This window comes from Marinobacter lipolyticus, from assembly GCF_018424605.1.
GTDB lineage: Bacteria > Pseudomonadota > Gammaproteobacteria > Pseudomonadales > Oleiphilaceae > Marinobacter > Marinobacter lipolyticus_B.
The window spans coordinates 62786-84390 of the sequence record NZ_QTKT01000001.1; the positions used below are offsets into that span (position 1 = coordinate 62786).

Here is a 21605-nt window from a genome sequence, read left to right on the forward strand (position 1 = left end):
ACCGGAACATGGAATAAAGCAAGGACATGTAGAGAGGATTCACAATGTCACGGAAGTACACCCTCCCAGGGATCACTCTGTTGTTTGCCTCGGTCACGTTTTTTACGGGCTGTGCCGGGGGCCCTTCATCAGAAGACGATATCCGCCGCGCGCTGAGCGTGAACACCTCCACCAGTGTCGATCAGTATGTCCTCGGCGCAACCGACGTGGTCAAAGTGTCGGTCTGGAGGAACGAGGACCTGAGTGTCAGCGTCCCGGTGCGTCCAGACGGCAAAATCTCCGTTCCCCTGGTGGGCGATGTGCAGGCGAGTGGCCGGACTCCCACGGGGTTGGCTGACGAGATTGAGGAGCGCCTTTCAGAATACATCCGCCAGCCACAGGTCAGCATTGTTGTCACCTCCATGGGGAGCCACGAATACAATGACCGGGTTCGCGTTACCGGCGCGGTTCAACAGCCGGTCTCGGTTCCTCACCGGGCGGGCATGACGGTGCTCGACGTGGTTCTGGGTGCCGGTGGCGCCACTCCCTTCGCAGCCCTTAATAAAGCCATGCTGTATCGGAAGGTCGATGGCGAAGTGGTGGCCATACCGGTGCGTCTGGAGGACATTCTCAATGACGGCGATGTACGGACCAACTACGCGATCCGTCCGGGGGACATTCTGAGCGTTCCGGAGCGAAGCTTCTGATCCTTCGAAAACCGATTACTACTGGCAAACTTTAGTGGGAGAGCGCTATGGCACTGCCCTTATCAGACCTGCCTACTGAGATTCTCAGGGAAGTCCGCGCAAGAAAATGGCTTGCGCTTGCACTGTTCGTCGTTGTCAGTTTTGGCGTTCTTCTTGCCGGGTTTATCTGGCCCTATAAATACCAGTCGGAAACGGTGATTTTCATTGATGACCGGAACATCATCCGGCCGCTGATGGAAGGCAGTGCCGTGACCACGGAAATCAACAAACGAGCCTCCTCAGCGACGGAACTGCTCTGGAGCCGTGGAGTGATGGAGAAGATTGCCAAAGACCCTGACATTTTCGGGAGCAACGCCCCGAACGTTGATGATGAGAGGCTCGATGCCCGAATAGGCTATCTGCGAACCAATATGGTGGTCACACCCCGAGGTGAAAATTACTTCGCGATCGGATTTCGATCGGAGTCGCCTCGCCAGGCTTTCCAGGTGGCGCAGCGGATGGGACAGCTCTTTATCTCCGAGAGCAACGAGCGCAAACGTAAAGAAAGCCGAAACGCGTATGAATTCATCAACAATCAGGTCAAGAGCTACGAACAACAGCTGGCGGAAGTCGAAGAGCGTCTGAAGGAATTCCTGTCGGTAAACGTGGATGGCACCGAATCTGAAGCCAACAGTCGCCTGGCGAATCTGAGAAGCCAACTCGAACTGGCACAGCTGGAGCGCTCGGAGCTGGAAACCCGCGCACGCTCTCTCGAAGCTGAGCTGGACCGGGTGAGTCCGACGCTGGTTCAGGGCAGGACCGCGGATACCTACCAGACCCGGATTTCATCCCTTGAGGCTCAGCTGGACAACCTGCGCCTGCGTTATCACGACACCTACCCGGACATTGTCAGTCTGCGGGAGCAGATCCAGGAACTGCGCCGGCAGCGCGAGCGGGCCCTGGCCAATCCACAGGAGCAGCCGGCAACGCTGACCAGCGACGAAATTTCGAACCCGGTCTACCAGGAGCTCCAGGCCGAGCTGTCCAGGACCCGGGCAAACATGCAAACCGTGGATACACGGATCGAATCGTTCAAGAAACTGCTGGCCGACCATAACAACCGCATGGAGCGGATTCAGGAAAATAAGGCGCAGTATTCGGATCTGACCCGTGACATGGAGGTAAACAAGCAGATTTACGATGATTTGCTGAAGCGCCGCGAGCGGGCGCGTGTTTCCATGCACCTGGACGTGGAAGGGCAGGGCCTGAACTACCGGATTAACGAGAACGCCCAGTATCCGAACAGTGCCTCCGGACCGAAATTCGCCACCTTTGCCGTCGCCGGACTGTTTCTGGGACTGCTGGCGCCTTTCGGGCTGGTGGCGGGACTGCTGCAGATCGATCCGCGGATACGAGTTCGTGAGCAGCTCGAAGACGAGTTTGATTTCCCGGTGCTGGTCCAGTTGCCTCACGTAAAGACACCGTTCGAGGTGCGGCGGGATAAAAAAGTAACGTTCCTGGTGGGTGTGTGCGCAATCGTCGCGGTTGTTGTGTATCTGTCACTGGCCGGGGCCGCGTTGATGGGGGTTATCGGATGACCAATCAAAAAAACGATATTGATGCGTCTGCCGAGGACGTGCAGGATCAGTTGAGCACCCGCAGTGATGAATTGAGTCAATCAGACGACAGCTATTGGCTCAAGAAGAAGAATGAACTGAATGCTGACGGTGTCCCTTACTCGGAATGGGACGATTCGCGCATGCTTGTCCCCAGCTCACTGGAGCTCGGGCCGGGTGCTGTCGACCGGTATGTGATCAGCAAGCAGATTGTGCGGATGCAGGAACCGCGGCGATTAACGCCGGAGGATATGGACGAACGGAGAATCATTTATCCGGAATCCTCCAATCGGCCGATGGTGAACCGTTTTCGCGATTTGCGCACCAAACTGCTCGAGAAATCCGGCGGCAACAACTTCACTATGGTGGTCAGTGGCGCTTCCGCCGGTGCCGGATGCTCGTTCGTGGCCTTGAATCTGGCCGCCGCATTTGCGTTTGATCAGGCGAAAACGGCGCTCGTGATCGACTGTAATCTGCGGGAACCCTCGCTGCACACCACGCTCGATATCATGCCGGAAACCGGTTTGACAGATTTTCTCGACGAACCGGATTACGATATTTCACGGATTATCTACCCAACGGGTATTCCGCGGTTGCGTTTGATCCCCTCCGGGAGCCGGCGGGAAATACCCGGCGAATTTTTTACCTCGTTCCGCATGAAGCAGTTTCTTCAGGCGGTCAGGCGCCGTTATCCGGACCGTTTCATTATTCTGGACACGGCACCGATCTCAGAATCGCCCGATGCGAGAATTCTTTCAGAGCTGTGTGACTACGCTATGCTCGTTGTCCCCCATGGTCGTGTGTCGGCCGGGTTGGCCGACCAGGCCGCGATGGCCTTCCATTCTGAAAAGTTTGTTGGAGCAGTAATCAATGGCTAAAGATACGGGATCACGGAGGATCCGTTCGTTGTGTGCGTGCATGATAGCAACGGCAGTGTCCATTTCCTTCAACGCGATAGCGGAACCGATACGCTTTTCCACCGGATTCGATTCAACGCTGAGTGATAACGCGGGGCAGAGTTCAACGAATGAACAGACCGATCTGGAGTCACAGATAACCCTGGGGGTTGATCACACGACCGATCCCGGTCGCTGTAATTCCGATTTGGGTGCCAGAGTCGCATACTCTTATTGGCTGGAAGAGACATTCGATCCGGAAACCTATGCCAGTGCCGATTTTTTTGGCGATTGCGCCATTGGCGGCGGCCTCGTCTGGCAGGCATCGGATTATCTGCGCGATGTCACTCAGGACAGTCGTGCCAATGAAACGCCAACCAACAAAACCCGAAAGAACATCTTCCGCACCGGCCCGGTATGGACGATCCGACTGGGGGCAGTGAACCAGTTGGTGTTGGCGGCAGAGTACGAGAACACGGAATTCAGTGAACCGGAAGACGAGGATTCTGAGCGCTACATCGGGACGGCCGGCTGGGATCATTTTTTCAGTCCGTCGTTTACCGCAGGGCTCAGGGCATCGGCGGACCGGGTAGAGCTCGATACCGATGAGGAAATTGATCGTGAAAGCGGAGTGGTCACGTTCAGTAAGGCATGGCCCGCAACCCGGGTGAGTGGGTCCGCCGGCTTCAGTCGGATTGAAACTTCTCTGATCACGGGGTCCCAGGAAGCGGACGGTTTCGTCGGTAATCTGGACCTTGAGCGGGATATCAATCCGACCACTCAGCTGATTATCGAAGCGAGCCAGGAGCTGACGGATCAGACGTCAGACTTTGATGTTCGTTTCGGCGAGTTCGTGTTCAACCTGGAGCAGACCAGCGCTGTGGAGGTGTCAGCGGTGCGCGCAGGTGTGTCGACCGAGTTCACCAGAGGGTCAACGCTGGGCTTCAATGTGTTTGCTAACAGGTCGGATTACATCGATGTGGATCTTGAGGAAGAGCGGACCGGTGTGGACCTGAATTACCGACGTCCGGTCACCCCGCAAATGACCGCAACACTTCTGACTGCCTACGAGTACCTGAATTATGCTGATGAAGACACGGCGGATGTGCTGTTCAGGATCAATGCGGGCATCGATTTCCAGCTCAACAGGGCGATGTCGTTCTTTGGCAGAGTCGGCCACGAGAGAAGAGACAGCGAAGTGGACTTCAGGGAATTCGACGAAAACTGGGTGTCAATCGGGGTGAATTATCAGTTCCGCTAGACCTGACAGTCCAACGTGTTCGTCAGCCAGGGAAGAGAGTGATGAAGAGTACTATCCGGAATGCACTGACCATTGATGTAGAGGATTACTTCCAGGTCGCGGCGTTGGCTGAGGCAGTAGACCGTGATGACTGGTCTTCGATGGAATATCGGGTGGAAGCCAACACCGACCGGCTTCTGGCCCTGTTTGAGGAACACGATACGAGAGCCACCTTTTTTACCCTCGGATGGGTTGCAGAGCGATCACCGGCACTGATCCGCCGTATTCGCGATGCCGGTCACGAAATCGCCAGCCATGGCTACAGCCATCAGTTGATCTACACCCAGACACCGGCGGTTTTTCAGGAGGAAACCCGGAAATCAAAAACGATTCTTGAGGACATCACCGGGCAGCCGGTCACCGGTTATCGGGCGGCGAGCTACTCGATTACCTCAAAGTCACGGTGGGCCCTGGATATTCTTTGCGAGGAAGGCTTCACCTGGGATTCGTCGATTTTTCCGGTCCATCACGATCGCTACGGCATGCCAGGCACACCCCATGAGCCGTACCTGCTGAAGGCGCCCAATGGCGGCACCCTGACCGAATTTCCCTTGTCGACGTGCCCGATCGGCCAGTATCGCCTGCCCATCGCTGGCGGGGGCTACTTCAGGCTGTTCCCCTATGGGGTGAGCCGTTGGGGGCTTGGCAGAATCAACCGGGCGGGACAGCCATTCATCTTTTACCTTCACCCTTGGGAAATAGATACGGGGCAGCCCCGTCTGAAGGTGAAAGCGTTCTCGCGTTTTCGCCATTACAACAATCTCGACAAGTGCATGGGCCGTCTTGAGAGATTGCTGGGCGATTTCCGTTTCGGGTCGGTATCCGATGTTTTAACAGGCATGTCGTTGCCATCCGAGGCGGTGGCTGTGTAGAAGTCGGCAAGGGACTGTTTCATGGGAATGGATGTACCAGCAGCCAATCAGCGCGATGCGTCGTCACGGCTAGAGGAACTGAAGGCCGAGAAGGGCCGGCTTGGTCGGGATGTGGCCGAAGCCAGAAAAGCGGGGGGCGACCCTGACGCGCTCATCCGTGAGCTGCAGCAGGTTTCGGCAGCGCTCAAGAAACTGCAGAAAGAGCTAAAGAAGCAACGCAACAATGCCACCGCAGAAACCCGATGGACGCCACCGACCATTAGCTTACCTTCCGCGATCAAAGGCGATGCGGTAAGCGGGCCGGTAACCGTGCGCCCATGCTCTTCCCAGACAGTGGCGCAGGCGGATGCTTATGTGGCCGCCCATCCGGGTGGGTCGATCTGGCACCGGCCAAAAGTTGCAGACTTTGTTCGCGAGACATATGGGCACCGTACCGTGTATTTCTGCGCATTCGACGTGACTGAGCGCGTGGTTGGGGTGCTGCCGGTTGTGCAACTGAACAGTCGGCTTTTTGGCAACTACCTGGTTTCGGTGCCTTACTTCAACTACGGCGGCGCCCTGGCAGACAGCCCGGAGGTGGCGGAAGATCTCGTCAAGGCGGCCTCGCGCTGGCAGCGCGAACTGATGGCCGGGCATCTGGAACTGCGCTTCAGCCGGGACACCGGGGCAGGGCGTCCACAGCGAACGGACAAAGTCACCTTCTGGCTGCCATTGCCCGACACCCAGGAGACTCTCTGGCAAAGCTTTCAACCCAAACTACGCGCCCAGATCCGTCGGGGGGAGCGGGAACTGACCGATTTCTCCGTGGGTGGCGTGGAACTTCTCGACGAGTTTTACCGTGTGTTTTCCATCAACATGCGTGACCTTGGCACGCCGGTTTACGGCAAGGTCTTTTTCCGCAACCTGTTAGAGACGTTGGTTGACCAGGCCTGGCTGGTTGTCGCCCGGGTCAACGGACAGGCAGTGGGGTGCGCCTTTCTGACCGTCCACGGCGGGCGGATGGAGATTCCCTGGGCATCCACGTTGCGTTCCCACAGCCACACAGCGGTCAACATGGCCATGTACTGGCGCATTCTCCGGTTTGCCATTGAAAAAGGCTGTGCGGTTTTCGATTTCGGTCGCTGCAGTGAAACGGCCGGCACCTACCGGTTCAAGCAACAGTGGGGTGCCCAACCGTTACGGCTGCACTGGGATTATGTGTTGCCGGAGGGCGCAGAATTACCGGCGCTCAATCCGGATAACCCCAAATTCCGGCTGTTGATCGCTGTCTGGCAGCGCCTGCCCGTCCCCATTGCCAACCTTCTCGGCCCTCATATCATCAAGGTTCTGCCGTAATGAGTCTGTTTCAGTCCCACGCCTGGCAAAGTGCCTGGTGGGAAACCTGGGGCGGTGAGCCGGGTTTCCGGCTGGTGCGACGATGGCATGGCGGTACCTCTGGCCTGTATGAATCGCGCTACCGGTTGAAAGGGATTCTGCCGGTCCGGTCGCTGCAATTTGTCGGCACCAGTTACCGAAAACTTCGCACGCCAAGAACCGAATACAATCGCTTCTGTCCGCAGGGTCAGACCGGAAAGGAGCTGATCGCGGCGATGGTTCGGGTGCTGGAACGTCAGCCCTGGACCGAAGTGGTTTTCAATGACCTGCTCAGCGGCTCGGAAGAGCTCTCGGCCCTGGTGACCATCGCCGCGACCCATAAATGGGCATTTCGCATCCATGCCGCTGATGAGGGATACGCGGTGGCCACCGACGGTTACTTCCGGGACTATCTCGCTGCCCTGGGTCCCAACAGCCGGTTGCGACTATACAACCGCCGAAAGCTTCTTGAGGCCCAGGGTGAAGTGCGTCTGGACAATGCCTGGCCAGCCCGGCCGCAAGAGTTTTTCGAGGCGCTCAACCGGTTCCACCGTAGCCGATGGCACAAAGACTGTGTCACGGAGCGAAGTCTGGGCTTTCACCTGAAGTTCCTGGCCAGAATCGTGGAGGAAGGTGGCAGGCCGCAGCTTTCGTTGCTGACCTGTGACGGAGACATCGTGTCGGTGCTTTACAACGTCTGGTATGACGGCGTGGTTTACAACATCCAGGCGGGTTTTCAAGAGGCTTTTCACAAGAAGCTGTCGCTTGGGTCGCTGCATCTGGGGTACGCCATCGAAGACGCCTTCGAGCACCCGGAAACCAGACGATTCGATTTTCTTGCCGGCGAGGGAAAGAATGAGGATTACAAATCCCGTTTTGCGAATGAAAACTATCAGTTTATTTCAGTCATGCTGGTGAAAAGCCTGATGTTCCGGGCACTCTACTGGATGAGAGGGTAAACCGGGTATGTCAGCGAATCATCAGAAGACCGTACTCCATCTGATTGACACCACCGGACCGGGGGGAGCCGAGACGGTGTTCACGAGCCTGCTGAGCCAGTTGCAGGCTACTGAATTCCGCAACGTAGTGGTGTTGCGGGGGGAGGGCTGGGTAGCGGACACGGTTCGCAGTCTCGGAATTACACCGCATATTATTGATTCGAAGGGTAGCTTTAATCTCGGTTACGTCCTTGCACTGCGAAAGCTGGTTGCGTCCTTTTCCGTTGACCTGATTCATGCCCACCTGCTTGGCTCCAACGTGTACGGGGCACTGTTGGCACTTGCCTGCCGAAAACCGATGATTGCGACCTTTCACGGAGCGGTCGATGTGGCGGCCGGCGAGCGTTTTCTGAGGGCGAAGTTCACCCTCGTGGGATGGGGGGCATCGTCGATAGTGTGCGTATCGAAGGGGCTTCAGACGCAGTTGGGCGAGCGAAGCGCGTTGCCTCAGCATAAGCTTGAGCTTATCTACAATGGCGTCGATCCGGCCCGCTTTAGCGGTGACTGCGCCGGCGATCTGCGTGGGGAACTCGGCCTGGGCTCCGAAGCAAAACTCGTTATATCCATCGGTAATATTCGTCCGGCCAAAGGTTACGAATATCTTGTGGATGCAGCGATCAGCCTGGCAGAGACTGAGCCTGACACCCATTTTGTGGTGGTCGGGCACCAGAAGCCGGTGCTTTTCGGGAAATTGCAGGAACGGGTCTCAGCTGCGCCGCGCCGCCCCAACATTCATTGGCTCGGGTTTCGCCAGGACGTTTCGGAGCTTTTACGACAGGCGGATGTGTTTCTTCTGCCGTCGGTATCCGAGGGTTTTTCGATCTCGACCGTTGAAGCATTGATGGCGGGGGTACCGGTGATTGCCACGCGTAGCGGCGGCCCCGAAGAGATTATCACGGATGGCGAAACCGGCTATTTGATTCCGGCACGCAGTCCGCAGGCGATGGTTACCGCGCTTGAGAAACTTGACGGCGGTGAACGGTCTGCTGAAATCATTAAAAAGGGACAGTTGCGGGCTCATGAGCAGTTCAGCCTTTCCAGTATGCTGGAGCGTTATATGACGCTCTACAACAAGCTGATAAAGGACTGAGCCGGTGCCCGGGATGTACAGGCGCACCGGGAGTGCCGCTCACAAATCGGAGGTGAGAGGGTGAAAACAGCGATCATCAAACTGGCGAACCTGGTGGGTGAAACCGGACTGTTTCAGTTCCTCACCCCGGGGCGACTGCCTGTCTTCATGTTGCACCGGGTTACGGATACCGATGAAGGGGTAGCGGGCGCCATGAGCGCCGACACTCTGCGCCGCTATCTGGCGTATCTCGCTCGCCGCCGATATCAGGTAATCTCCATGGACCAGCTGCAGCGGATGCTCTGTGACGGTAACTCCATTCCGCTCCGGTCGGTCATGTTCACCATTGACGACGGTTTCCGGGATCACTTCGACGTGGCTGCCCGTGTTTTTGACGAGTTCGGCTATCCGCTGAATTTCTTCGTGATAACCGGCCTTCTGGATCGCCGGCTCTGGCCCTGGGATGACCAGATCAGTTACGCATTGACTGAAGCCAGGCAACAGCAAAGCGAAATCCTGTTGCCTGGTGGCGAGCGTTACCGACTGGATTTCTCGGTACAGTCTCTGCGCGAGATAACCCGAGATTTGCGCAATACCCTGAAAAGACAGAATCAGGGCCATATTTATGACTGGCTCAGGAACGAACTCTACCCGAAACTGGCGGTCAGCTACCCGGGCGAGATACCGGAAGACTACCGGCCAATGACCTGGGATGACGCACGAGATTTACGGGCCAGAGGTCATGGCGTATATCCTCACACCTACTCCCACAGAATACTGTCTACGTTGTCGCCGGTGGAAAAAGAGGCAGAGATTCGTCAGTCACTGGAGCGGGTAACGACGGAGCTTGATTACCACCCGGAGGTTTTTGCCTACCCCACGGGGCGGCGGATCGACTACGACAAAACCGACATCGAGATTCTGAAGTCGGCCGGTATCAGGCTCGCCTTCAATACCGTTCCGGACTACGTTCGTGCCGGGCAGACACCCTTTGAGCTCGCCAGATTCTCACTGCCGGATTCCATGGCGGACTTTCTTCAGATCGTAAACCGGTTCGAGGCGCTCAAGGAAAAGCTGCATCGTCAGCCGGAACTGCCGGTCAGTCTTCTTCCTACCCGATAAAGAATATTCCGAATCGACGTCCAGCCATACTGTAATGCCGGGTAGGGATCCTTCCAGTAGAACAAGGCTCCAATTCGCGGGTGCCGCAATAAGCTCAGGTACAGCCGAAGAACAGAAAAAAGGCTCTCCCGGTTTTCCAATCGGGCAATCAGGTCACCGAAAAAGTTCCAATACACCTGGTGGTTTTTCTGGGGAGGGAAGGCCACGCCATTTTCGTAGGCAGCTTGGGTGCAGGCCAGAATATTGTTGACGCCACAGCGAGTGTCAAACCAGTTGCACATGCCAAGCCGCGGGTTGGTTTCAATGTAATAATACCGGTCGGAATCCGGGTCCTTCTTGAACTCGATCATCGCCGGGCCGGAGTAATTCAGCACGCGACCCACGTTGCGGCAGGCTTCTCGCAACGCTTCATTATCGACGCTCATTGCCAGTGATGTAACGCCGTAGTGCGAGGGCATGGTGCCCAGACGCTTGAAAATAAAGCAGGCGCTCAACTTTTTATTCTGATCGAAGGTCACGTTGCAGACCCAGAGGTTATGATCCCGCCCGGCGATCACCTCCTGGGCGATAAATCGATCAAGACTGCCGGCGAAGCGCTGGCGAAACTCATCAAACTCTTCCTGGGAATAGACGATCTCGTTTTTTGCCCCGAGCAGATCGTATTCCCGAAAGGTTCTGGGTTTGATGATCAGCGGAAATTTGTCGGGGGTGTCGGTGGCCAGCGAGTAGAAGGTTTTCGGCAGAGTAATCCCGCCTCGCTCCATGTACTCGTATTCCAGCTTTTTGTCATTCAGGATTTCGGTGGTGTCCGCGCAGGGTAGAATCAGATGATGCAGGGAGTAGCCGGACGTTTTCAGTTCCCCAAGCAGTTCCGCGGCATGGTCAGAGCAAGCCAGCAAAACACCCGGGCCACCTTCGGTTCGGTAAAGGTTGTCGAGTATCGGTCGCAGGTCGTTGGCGGTGGGTGCCGGTGGCAGTAAAAACCTGTACTGGCTGTAGCGGCTGTAGGCGCTCAGGTCGGCCTGACCGGTCAGCAGCGTATAGGTCCTTAATCCGGCATGGGCAGCAGAGCGCACCGCGCCGAGACCATTCAATCCGCTGGCCAGAATAATGACATAAGGCTGCTGCATATGATCATCAATTCCTGAGTGCGAGTAGGTACTGCTTCACTTCGAACCAGAAGGGACGAAGATCTCGCCATCGGTTCACTTCATGGCGTGTGCGCAACCCGGGCTTCAGGAAACGCAGTATTTCGATACACTTGGCCGCCACCGAATACGTTGATGAGGGCGCTTTAAGCACCAGATACAGGCGATCGAGATCTCCGAGGAGCCACCGTACGCGTCGATGCCGCCAGTGAATGTCAGGCAGCTCAGCGCCTGTGCTGACCAGATAAAGCAACCACGGGAAATCGATACCCGAATCGATCGCAAGCTGCAATGAACCCCAGAATCGCGGATTGACCTCCATCAGGTAACCCGTTCCGTCTGCCGACACCCGGAATTCAACCATCGCCACGCCATGCCATTGCACAGTATGCAGAAGCCTGGTTGCTGATACCTTTAACTTTTCGTTAACCGGAGCGGATTCACTGAGTACACTGACACCGCCGCCGGGCGGTTTTTCGCGAAGCCTGCGGTGAGCGAAATAGCAGATCGGCTTGCCATGGTCGAATAGCGCGAAAATGCCTTGTCCGGTGCCCTCAATGAACGACTGCAGCGTAAACGGATATTCGAAGAAAGCATGAGTGTGCAGGGCTCTTTTCGCTTCCTCTGCGGTTTTGGCGATGACCACCTGGGTAGCGACGATGGCATTGTCCTGAAGCATATTGGATTTGAAGGGCTTGAGCACCACCGGGTACTGCCGGATGTCATTCAGTGCCGCCAGCCCTTCCGCTGCATTCTGGCAAATTACCGTATCCGGAATGGGGATGCCCTGGTCCCGGGCGAGGCCGAACAGATTGTTCTTGTTGGCCAGCTGCTCAACCGCTTCCGTGTGGGGGAGAGGAAGGATCACTTCCTCCGGCAGTTCTGTGCGGTAGGCCAGCAACACGTACGTGGCTGCCTCAGTGATCGGAAGCAGGAAGGTAATTCGAAGTGCCTTTACCTGCTGGAGAACGTCTGAAAAGAACTGCCGGGGGGAGGAATAGGGATCCGCATACTGGATAGTTTCGCTGCAGAATCGCGATAACCCCGCAAGGGAATTGGGCGTGCTTTCGCCGACGGCAACCCAGAGCCCTTTGGATCCCAGGGATCTGACAGCCGCCAAGGCGGCCCGCTGATTACCATCCAGCACCAGAATTCGCGGTTCCATTTACAGCAACGTCCTGAATTTGTCGCATATTTGAAGAAAAGCTTGCTCGATTATCGTTGATAAGCAGAGTAAATTCTATCGAAGTGATCTAAAATCTGTTGTGGGCATGTCCAGGGGGACTCCCACGAGGTCTACAAAAAGGGAGATTATCGTTGAACCGGTTGGTGTACGAGCGGTTTGGCTCGCGACAAGGATTTGTTCGTTTCTTCGCCTATTGGTGCCTGGCACAAATAGGAGTCTATCGGCAATTCACACCCGCAAGGCCTGATCACAGTCGACGTTTGGTTTTCATCTGCAGTGGCAACATTTGCCGAAGTCCGCTGGCGGAGGCCTATGCCCGGAGCCTTGGCAGAGACGCTGCCTCCTGCGGCCTGAACTGTGGGGACGGCTTCCCGGCAGATCCCAGGGCCCGCGAGTATGCACAAAGCCAGGGCCTTACCCTGGATGGCCATACAACGGTAAATGTCCATGACTTCTCGTTCCGGGACGACGATTTTATCGTGGTCATGGAGCCGTCCCACATCGCATCGTTCAGGGCCAAGGTTGGCCACCAACATTCGATAGCTTTAGCAGGAAACTACTGTAAAAGCCGGAATCCGTACATCCATGATCCCTATAATTGTTGCGACGAGTTTTTTGTTCATTGCGAACAGAGGGTAATGGAGTCGGTTAGGGGGATTTGTGGGTAGAAGAAACAGGGAAGTCACTGACGAGGAATTTTACTCCTTGAGAGTGGCGCCGGTTTGGCATCACTTCAAGAGAGAAAGTTTCGCGTTCTGGATGATTTGTGCGTACCTGTTTTTTGAGTACGTAAGGCCTCAGTCAATTTATCCCGCTATTGATTTTCTACCCTGGACTCAGTTGGTGGTGCTGGGCGCTCTTCTGGGCTGCTTCATGGATAAGACCGTTCGATGGGTTTCTTCTCCAGTCAATGTTTTGCTGATCCTTTTTCTGTTGGTGATTCTAGCCTCAAGTTATCTTGCTTATTTTCCGGATATTGCTTTTGAAAATATTGATAAATACTACCTTTGGGTTGTGGTTTATTTTCTAATAATAAATATTGTAAATTCTAGGCGAAGATTCTTTATATTTGTTTGTATTTTTCTTGTTTCCTCATTCAAGATTTCTCTTGCTTTATCGATGGTGTGGGCAAAAAGAGGGTTCTCATTCACGAATTGGGGACTGAAAGGGCCGCCTGGTTTTTTTGAAAACTCCGGTGAACTTGCCATACAAATGCTCGTCTTTTGGCCGATTGCCTGGGCTTTTTGCCATGTTCTTAAACCCCGAATCAGCCGAGCCTGGTATTGGGCCCTTATGGTCATGCCAGTCACTGCAATAATGGTCATTCTGGGAGCGAGCTCAAGAGGGGCACAGCTAGCCCTCATCTGTCAGCTTCTGATAATGAATTACAGAACACTTTTTCAACCAAAAGTTTTTATTGCAGTTGCACTTGCGTTTTTAATGATGTGGTCTTTTCTTCCGCAAGAGCAAAAGGATCGATTTTCCTCTATTGGCGAAGATACGACCTCTAGGCAACGGATGTTATATTGGGAAAATGGCCTAGATATGATTAAAGACAATCCATTATTGGGAGTGGGTTTCTATAATTTCGCCCCATATTATGAAAAGTATTACCCGGACGATATTTTGATTGGAAAGGCTGAGCTTCCCCATAATATTTTTGTTCAGGTGGGGACGGATGCAGGTATTTTAGGGCTGGTTGTGTTTCTTGGAGTCATAGTAATTGCGCTGAGAAAAGCAAAAGGCTTCAGGCTCATGGGTTGCGATGGCGCTGACGAAAAACTTGTGGGACGTTGCGCTAATCTTTCTCTGATTGGTTTTTTGGTCGCTGGTCAGTTTGTTACGGTGGCCTACTACCCGTTTCTTTGGATTCATCTTGCACTCCTAGTTTCGATGATGAACGGCTTCCGCATCCAAAAAATAAAGAATGGACGGAGACTAAGGCAGGAATAATTTTTAGACTATTTGTAAATAATGTAAACATTATTACAATGTCGATATTTTTAGAGAATATAGTAAATCGGTTGTCGTGCTAGTGCAAAGAGGGAGGCCTACGGTATGGGGGTAAAGAGTACCAGTGATTTTTGGCCGTAGAAGGGTTTTGTTGTTACCGCAATCGTGCTGCGAGTGCTAACTGACTTCTGTTACAGTCAGCACTCGCCGGCAACTCTAGTTGACATTGAGTTCGGGCGGATTAGGCAGTGCCCCCTCCGGAGCGGCGGATTCCCCTCCGTCGAGCAATGAAGTAGTTGAAACTGTAAACTGATCCAATAGCCATTCGGTGTCTTCTCTATAAGCGGCATTCGCCCAGCCCATAATATAGCCAGCACTCCAGCCTTGCGGGCCACCTCCAGGAATTGGGAGCCTGGCGCTGGTGTCTTCATGGTACTTGGTGAACTTACTTTCATTTTCCCAACGCCGCCAGAGCTCGATTACACCGTCAGAGCGATCGGACCTGGTGGACGCTCTCACATGAATTACCACTTGCATCCATCTTCCACGGTCTTCGGGCACACTGATGAACTGTTTCAATTGGCTCTGAGGGCCCGCAACGGAATACGACCCTTCACTATAGGAGTAAGCGATAGTGCTATCACCTGAACCCGCACTTATCAGGTTCCAGAACGCAGTTGGTCCGTCCCCCTTAGAGGAATACTCATCCATCCACACCGCAAAAAACTTGTTGTTTGAAGGAGACGAACTCGGGTGGTTGTAGTTATCCGGCACTCTGATCCAATACCTAAACCAAATTTCTTTATAACTTCCGCCTAATGAAAAGCGTTGTTCGGACATAGGTTGGCCGGCAGGGTACCTAAAACGCAGGCTGTGATCTCCGTGTTTTGCTGTCCAATCGGGACTGTGAGGTGGTGGGTTATATATTTCACCATTGTTATAGACAGCTGCCTCTTCCGTTACGATAGAGGTTCTATTGTTTCTGGACCAGCGGAAACCTTCGCTATTGGTTGCGGACATATTGCCGGACTCAAAGGAATCCTGAAGCAAAATTTCGGAGTGAGTGGGCGTTGCGAACAACATGGCAAGAGCTACGCCAGCAGCTGTTGCGACATTGTGAACCTTGATCTTCATGATGATGGCCTCGCATGAGTAAATGCTCTTACGAGTCTAGCCCATTTAACTAAATTTTACTTTGTCGGGTAATTTAAATTTAGTTATTTTTTACGTGAAGGGATCCTCAAAACTATGAAAGTAAAGCGTAAATCAGGATTCTGAATTTTGTCGGCGCTTATATTCCAAAATGATATATATGATCCATTGAGTTGGAGGTTATCCGGAAACCATTAAGTGGTACCGAGCAGAAATTGAGAAATCTCGCTAGCTAACTGTTTCGGCACAAATATTTGCAGAGTGTTCCAAAGGGGTTACAATTCCTAAAAGCAAGGATGGTTTTTGTATGCATTTTAGGAATAGGCATCTTAAGGTCGGCTTCGCTCGAAAATTTGGCCTCGTTCATCAGGGGTATTTTTCTAGGTCTCTCAAAGAGCCGGTTTTCGTTGTCGGGTTCAATAATTCCGGGAAATCTACTGCAGTCCAGCTCTTGGGGAATCTTGACCTCTCCATCTATCCAGGTGAAGGCAATGGCGAGTTGTGGTTCCGTGGGCATTTTCCCTGGATCTCCTCCCATGCGCCCGTTCCACCCATCTGGGTATCCCCCGACGAATTTATCCGAAGTGTCAAAGATGAATATGGTCATACATTCGAGCGTGCAAGAGCGCAGCTGGGTGCTTACCAATGGCTGACGGGCGGGAAGAACCTGCTGAATGACAGTGGCATGCTGGCAGCATTGGCTCCGGACATCTCTCTAACGTTTCCCGATGCCAGGTTTATCCATTTCATTCGTGACGGAAGGCTGGCTAGCTATATTACCGCCCGGCTCGAGTGGAGCAGGATAATCCGCTCACCGGCGAAGTACATTGAATTCAACTGCCCAATACACTTCCGCGACGTTCTCAGAAAAATGGCGCAGTACTGGGTCTGGACGATGCAGCGTATGGATTTGTTGGCGGAGACCATGCCGGGGTCGGTGCTTGAGCTGCGGTACGAAGACTGGTGGCAGCACCCAGCTCCTATGGTGCGGGAAGCTGCTGAATTTTTGGGCCTTTCGCCGCCTGATTATTCGGTTCTTCCGGGGCCGAAGGAGGATCTGACCAGGCACCTTCTGCAGGAAATATCCGAGGATGAGCACCAGATTCTGGATGAGGTATTACGGCCAACACTCCTGAAGAAAGGCTATCAGGCAGAGAGCGATGACATTGTGGTTACTCGAATGCCTGTTCGCAGGCCCTGAGAAATTTTTCGCCACAGGTGTCGAGCGTGTAATTGGCGTCGGCTATACGGTGTGCGTTGGCGCCCAGTCTGACCCTTAACTCGGCGTTGTGGAGCAGGGTGCTCAGGTAACCGGCGGCGGCGTCCGGGTCGTCTTTGGCGAACACATAGCCGGATTCACCATGAGCAATGGCCTGCTTGACGGACGGTATATTGGGCACCAGCACCGGCAAGGAGGCGCTCATGTATTCAACGATGGATAACGAGAAACCTTCTCCCAGAGCGGCATGCATTGCAACATCCGCCGCGGGAAGCAGTTTTCTGGTATCAGATCGGAACCCGAGTAATCGGACAGTATTCTCCAGACCTTTGTGCTGCACCAGTTGCTGAAGGCTGTCCATCGCAGGGCCATCACCGATCAGCAGGAAAACCACTGGAAGATCCGGATTCCGGCGGGTGAGGGCCTCTGCGGTCTCGATGACAAAATCGAACCGCTTATAGGGGTGAGCACGCCCGGTCGTGATACACACAAAGGCGTCTTCGGGAAGATTGAGCAAAGAGCGGGAAAGCAGCCGTTGATCGGGTGCATTCTGCACGGGTGGTGTGCCATTCTGGACCGCAATGCACTTTTCGGCAGGAATGCGGGCGTTGGTGATGCTTCGGTTTCGCATGTGCTCCGACACGTTAAACTGGGTGTCGGCGCAAACCCACGGTAGCCGGTGGCGAACTGCCTTCAGGAACCCTTTCAAACCGGTTACTGGTGGTCGGTCACCGGGCGTGTGGTCATGCACCACAATATTCTTGACGCCGCACTGCCGTAGAAACAGATAATCCGGGCTGAACCATGGTCTGTCGGTGAAATAGATATCGGTAATGCGGTTAGCCTTGATGAAGGCTCGGAGTGACTGTTTTTGGTCGCGGGAAGAGCCTGGTACGCTCATTTTAACAACGTGAATCGGGCTGTTCTGTATGGTTGAGGGCAGGGTGTTGATTTCCGGGTAGGCAAGATAGGCGCTTTTTCCTTTCTTCGCGACGTGTTCTGCGAGCAGAACCCAGAAATGTTCCATCAGCCACCAGGCGTATCCAACATCAGAGGCATAATTGGATACCAACAGCAGATTTCCGGTTGTTCTTGCGGTCATTTTAGCTTCCGTTGCTGAATCACATCACGTTGTACTGCAGACAAATTGCTGGCCTGATGATAGCATTTGGTGTCTGCCCGGCGAGCGTTATCATGCCAGAATGGCGAGCCGCCAACCACCGGTTTGCGGGCAGGGTTCTGATAAGGAGATCAGACTTGAATATAGGGTACCTCTATAACTTGAACATCTTTCCTCCGAAAGGTGGTAATCACGTCCACGCCCTTGAACTGACACAGGGTTTTCTCAACGCCGGTCACCAGGTGTGCGTTCTCGACGACCCGACAGCACCCGGGGCAAGGAACTTTTCCAGTGGTGATTCTGGAGCAATCCGGGCTTTTATCGAAGCCATCGACGTACTCTACGTTCGGATCGACGCCCGCTTCCTGTCTGACTGGCCCCAGGCTATTGACTGCATGTCACTGGCCGATGACATTCCCGTGGTATGGGAAATCAACTCACCAGCAAATGAAACGCTGGCGTATTCCTGGCTGGGTGGCCGTCAAGCAGGTGAAACGGAATCCCCGATACGGATCGCCCGTCGGTGGGTCCACGCCAACCGCAAGAAATTCGGCATCTTTCGCGAAGAGTTACTGCGTAAGTCACTGGCACGGAAAGTCAGTGCCGCCATCTGCGTATCTTCGGCATTGGGACGCTATGCAGAGCACGGGCTGGGCATCCGCAACGCGGTCGTCATGCCCAACGGGGGGCCGCTGATCGCCGAAGAGGATATTCAGGCCCGCCGCTCAATGCGAAAAGATAATGCCTTCACGGTGTTTTACAGTGGCAGCGCTATTTACCCATGGCAGGGTATGGACCTGATGTCCGGCGCCATCACGCTTGCCCGGGAACTCGCCCCGGACATCCGCTTTGTGCTGGCAGTGAATCAGCGTACCGAGTCACTGCCCTCCGGCCCAAATGTCGAGATCCGCGAGCACCTCGATCGCCAGGGCATAATCGACGCCGTTTGCGCTTCGGATGCGTGTGTGGCGCTTCACCCGGATTATCCCTGGTCACCGTATGGGTTTCACAACTCACCCATGAAACTCTTCGAGTACATGGCCTGCATGGTGCCGGTGGTGACGTCCAATCGGGCCCAGATGGCCGAACTGATCGCCCATCGCCAGAATGGGCTCCTGTGTTCGGATGCGCCGGAAGATATCCTCGCGCAGTTGCTCTGGCTGCGGGATCACGGCGAGGAGGCATCCCGGATTGGCCGGCAAGGTTGGCAGGATATCCAGACCCGGTTCAGTTGGCCGCACAATGTCGACCGCACGCTGAGTGTGTTTAAAGCGTCTCTCGGTGCGGATGTTGCCTATGCTTAGCCGTCTTGAAGACAAGGTGCTGCTTCTGGCCCGGCGCCGGCCGCCCGGCCTGTACTTTTACCGACGGAATTTCCGGTTCCGCAATTTCGGCGACGAGTTATCGCCCGCGCTGGTTGCTGCCATCCTGCGCACCCGATTTCCGCAGGCTGACTGGGGATCGCCCCGGGGGCAGAAAAAAATGCTGGCGATCGGGTCGATCATGCACTTCGCCCAGGACGATGATGTGATCTGGGGCACCGGGGTCAACGGCAAGGCCGCGGATGCCTCACACCGCTTCTCTTCACTGGATGTCAGGGCCGTTCGGGGGCCTCGAACCCGCGGGTTTCTTTTAGACAGGGGAATAGACTGCCCGGCGATTTATGGCGATCCAGCGCTGTTGGCGCCCAGGTACCTGAAACCGCCGCGGCCGTTTTCGGTGAGCAAAGAGTTCATTGTCATACCCCATTATCACGATCTGGCCCACTTCGAGGGGGCGGACAATCTGGTTTCACCACTGCAGAGTTATACCCAGGTTCTGAGGAACATCGTTTCGGCCGGGAAAGTTATCTCGTCATCACTTCATGGCGTCATTCTGGCCGAAGCGTATGGCGTTCCGGCGGTATTGGTGTTGCCAAAGGCGGATGAGAAAAAACAGTTCAAGTACCTGGATTACTATGAGGGAACCATGAGAAGTCAGGTAGACATTGCGACAAGTTTTGAGCAGGCCATCAGAATGAAAGGGAGCGCACTGCCAGCGAACTATTCTTCGGAGAAACTGGAGGAGGTTTTCCCCGTTGATTTCTATACTAAAGCCTAGAACTCACGTTTTTTTACAGCGCACAGGTGCCCAATGCTCAAAACTTTTCGGCAACTTTTCGGCATACTGGATCGGCGAGAGCGCATTCAGGCCGTGTTCGTTTTTCTGTTCTCCATCGTTGTGGCCGGCGCAGAGGTGGTCGGGGTGGCATCTATTCTGCCCTTCATGTCGGCTGTGTCGAATCCGGAGTCGGTAACCGAAAACCCCTTTCTTGCCACACTGCGTGAATGGTTTGGCTTTCTCGACGATGAGGAGTTCATTATTGCCCTTGGTCTGGGCGTAATCGCGCTTTTGCTGACCTCACTGGCCGTGCGCGCCATTGGCATCTGGGTTCAGGTAAAGTTTTCCACCTTACGCAGTCATTCTGTCAGTTACCGGCTGATGAAGGCCTATCTCCATCAACCGTATCAGTGGTACCTGAATCAGCACACCGCACGCATGTCGACCAGCGTGCTCTCGGAAGCGGCCCAGGTTATCAACGGTGCTCTGTTCCCGGCCATGCAAATGATCACCAAGTTGCTGATTGTGTTGTCGCTGTTTGGGCTGCTTGTGGTGACTGACCCGGCACTGGCCCTGATTGCAGTGACTGTTATCGGGTTTGCTTACGGAGCCATCTACATGCTGTCCCGGAAAACACTGTCGATTCTTGGCCAGCGGCGGCACAGAGCCAATCAGAAGCGGTACCGGGTAGTGCAGGAAAGTTTCGGAGGCATCAAGGACCTTTTTATTATCGGGCGCGAGGCCCAGGCGGTTGAACGATTCCGGCTGGCCTCACAGAACATGGCAAAACATATCGCCAGGGCCAGAGTAACCGCCGAGCTTCCCCCTCTGGCAATGCAGGGCCTGATTTTCTCCGGGATGATTGCCATCGTGATCTACTTCCTGGGAGTTTACGGCAGTGTCCAGAATGCTCTGCCAGTACTGTCACTGTTTGCTCTTGCGGGCTACCGGCTGATGCCTGAATTGCAGGCTGTCTATCGGCACCTGACTGAAATTCGCGTAACGGAATCTGTTCTTGATTCCGTTTACAACGATTTGAGACGGCTGGAACAAACCTCGCGACCGATGAGAGGGGCAGACGTTAAGAAATGGCCGGGCCTGGAAGAACCAGAGATCCGGTTCCGACAGGTTTTCTATGCCTACCCGGGCGCCGACAGAAAGGCGCTTGCTGACATTAATCTGACCATCCGTCCGTATTCGACAGTGGGTATCGTCGGCCCCACCGGTTCGGGCAAGACCACGCTGGTAGACGTGCTGCTGGGCCTGTTGTCTCCAGAACGGGGCGAATTGATCATTGGCGGGGTCGCTATCGATTCCGCAAACATCCGCTCATGGCAGGATAAGATCGGTTATGTGCCACAACAGATTTTCCTGACGGATAACACCGTGGCCGGCAATATTGCGTTCGGAATCGAGGAAACTGATATCGACCAGGCCGCTGTCGAGAAGGCGGCGAGGATTGCAAACCTTCACGACTTCATCATGAGCGAATTGCCGGAGGGGTACCAGACCCGCATTGGCGAAAAAGGGGTACGGCTTTCCGGTGGCCAGCGACAACGAATTGGCATTGCCCGTGCCCTTTACCATGATCCAGGAGTACTGATTCTCGATGAGGCGACCAGCGCGCTGGATAATCTGACGGAACGGGCGGTGATGGATGCGGTTAACCGGCTGAGCAAGAAGAAAACCATCATTCTGATTGCACACCGGCTCTCGACCGTGCAGGCCTGTGACGAGATTGTGCTGATGGAAGCGGGCCGAATCTCAGCGACCGGCCGTTACGACGAACTCGTGGAAAGCAACAGTGTATTTCGGGAAATGACCTCCCATATCTGA

19 protein-coding genes are annotated in these 21605 nt (G+C 54.6%); 15 read left to right on the forward strand and 4 right to left on the reverse strand.

From position 1 onward, the window contains the following. Positions 1-44 precede the first annotated feature (44 nt). The 9 genes from DYI22_RS00315 to DYI22_RS00355 are packed head-to-tail and all read left to right on the forward strand — an operon-like array spanning position 45 to position 9891. The gene (locus DYI22_RS00315) at positions 45-686 is read left to right on the forward strand and encodes an XrtA/PEP-CTERM system exopolysaccharide export protein (protein WP_213476039.1); all 642 of its coding nucleotides are present in this window, start codon (positions 45-47) and stop codon (positions 684-686) included. 47 nt (positions 687-733) lie between these two features. Continuing rightward, a complete protein-coding gene (locus DYI22_RS00320) occupies positions 734-2263 on the forward strand; it encodes an XrtA system polysaccharide chain length determinant (protein ID WP_213476040.1) in 1530 nt (509 codons plus the stop codon). Then, entirely contained in the window at positions 2194-3159 is a 966-nt protein-coding gene (locus DYI22_RS00325) for a polysaccharide biosynthesis protein (RefSeq protein WP_323132839.1), read from the forward strand. Before DYI22_RS00320 ends, DYI22_RS00325 begins: the two co-directional genes overlap by 70 nt. A 40-nt stretch (positions 3160-3199) precedes the next feature. Then, the gene (locus DYI22_RS00330) at positions 3200-4438 is read left to right on the forward strand and encodes an outer membrane beta-barrel protein (protein WP_213476041.1); all 1239 of its coding nucleotides are present in this window, start codon (positions 3200-3202) and stop codon (positions 4436-4438) included. Between the two features lie 41 nt (positions 4439-4479). Continuing rightward, a complete protein-coding gene (locus DYI22_RS00335) occupies positions 4480-5349 on the forward strand; it encodes an XrtA system polysaccharide deacetylase (RefSeq protein WP_213476042.1) in 870 nt (289 codons plus the stop codon). A 27-nt stretch (positions 5350-5376) separates the two neighbouring features. Continuing rightward, entirely contained in the window at positions 5377-6684 is a 1308-nt protein-coding gene (locus DYI22_RS00340) for a FemAB family XrtA/PEP-CTERM system-associated protein (RefSeq protein ID WP_228300716.1), read from the forward strand. Then, on the forward strand, positions 6684-7661 hold the full coding sequence (locus tag DYI22_RS00345; protein WP_213476044.1) for a GNAT family N-acetyltransferase: 978 nt from the start codon (positions 6684-6686) through the stop codon (positions 7659-7661). Before DYI22_RS00340 ends, DYI22_RS00345 begins: the two co-directional genes overlap by 1 nt. 7 nt (positions 7662-7668) lie before the next feature. Beyond that, entirely contained in the window at positions 7669-8790 is a 1122-nt protein-coding gene (locus DYI22_RS00350; protein WP_213476045.1) for a glycosyltransferase family 4 protein, read from the forward strand. Positions 8791-8850: 60 nt separating this feature from the next. Further along, positions 8851-9891 carry a polysaccharide deacetylase family protein gene (locus DYI22_RS00355; RefSeq protein WP_213476046.1) on the forward strand — a complete coding sequence of 347 codons (1041 nt, stop codon included), beginning with the start codon at positions 8851-8853 and terminating at the stop codon, positions 9889-9891. Here DYI22_RS00355 and DYI22_RS00360 read toward each other — a convergent pair. Then, positions 9852-11021, reverse strand: a complete 1170-nt coding sequence (locus DYI22_RS00360) for a hypothetical protein (protein WP_213476047.1) — start codon at positions 11019-11021, stop codon at positions 9852-9854. The genes DYI22_RS00355 and DYI22_RS00360 overlap by 40 nt on opposite strands. 7 nt (positions 11022-11028) lie before the next feature. Next, complete coding sequence (locus DYI22_RS00365) at positions 11029-12204, reverse strand: ATP-grasp domain-containing protein (RefSeq protein WP_213476048.1); 1176 nt, start codon at positions 12202-12204, stop codon at positions 11029-11031. A gap of 164 nt (positions 12205-12368) precedes the next feature. Here DYI22_RS00365 and DYI22_RS17660 point away from each other — a divergent pair, with 164 nt between their 5' ends. Both DYI22_RS17660 and DYI22_RS00375 read left to right on the forward strand, forming a co-directional pair. Further along, complete coding sequence (locus DYI22_RS17660) at positions 12369-12893, forward strand: low molecular weight phosphatase family protein (RefSeq protein ID WP_416234536.1); 525 nt, start codon at positions 12369-12371, stop codon at positions 12891-12893. 205 nt (positions 12894-13098) lie between these two features. Continuing rightward, positions 13099-14178 (forward strand): O-antigen ligase family protein, encoded by a 1080-nt coding sequence (locus DYI22_RS00375; RefSeq protein ID WP_213476050.1) that lies wholly within the window; start codon positions 13099-13101, stop codon positions 14176-14178. A 216-nt stretch (positions 14179-14394) separates the two neighbouring features. Here the strand turns inward: DYI22_RS00375 and DYI22_RS00380 are convergent, their stop codons facing one another. Further along, positions 14395-15312, reverse strand: coding sequence for a hypothetical protein (locus DYI22_RS00380; RefSeq protein WP_213476051.1), 918 nt, complete (start codon positions 15310-15312; stop codon positions 14395-14397). Positions 15313-15637: 325 nt separating this feature from the next. On the opposite strand from DYI22_RS00380, the gene DYI22_RS00385 reads away from it, so the two are divergent. Continuing rightward, positions 15638-16531 (forward strand): sulfotransferase, encoded by an 894-nt coding sequence (locus DYI22_RS00385; protein WP_213476052.1) that lies wholly within the window; start codon positions 15638-15640, stop codon positions 16529-16531. Here DYI22_RS00385 and DYI22_RS00390 read toward each other — a convergent pair. After that, positions 16503-17651, reverse strand: a complete 1149-nt coding sequence (locus tag DYI22_RS00390) for a glycosyltransferase family 4 protein (protein WP_213476053.1) — start codon at positions 17649-17651, stop codon at positions 16503-16505. The two genes, DYI22_RS00385 and DYI22_RS00390, sit on opposite strands and share 29 nt — an antisense overlap. A 179-nt stretch (positions 17652-17830) precedes the next feature. Here DYI22_RS00390 and DYI22_RS00395 point away from each other — a divergent pair, with 179 nt between their 5' ends. From DYI22_RS00395 to DYI22_RS00405, 3 genes are read left to right on the forward strand one after another with little or no spacing between them, the layout of a single operon-like run. Then, positions 17831-18973: a glycosyltransferase family 4 protein gene (locus DYI22_RS00395; RefSeq protein WP_213476054.1), complete on the forward strand. Its 1143-nt coding sequence runs from the start codon at positions 17831-17833 to the stop codon at positions 18971-18973. Beyond that, a complete protein-coding gene (locus DYI22_RS00400; RefSeq protein ID WP_213476055.1) occupies positions 18966-19769 on the forward strand; it encodes a polysaccharide pyruvyl transferase family protein in 804 nt (267 codons plus the stop codon). Before DYI22_RS00395 ends, DYI22_RS00400 begins: the two co-directional genes overlap by 8 nt. Positions 19770-19802: 33 nt before the next feature. Continuing rightward, positions 19803-21605: an ABC transporter ATP-binding protein gene (locus tag DYI22_RS00405; RefSeq protein ID WP_213476056.1), complete on the forward strand. Its 1803-nt coding sequence runs from the start codon at positions 19803-19805 to the stop codon at positions 21603-21605.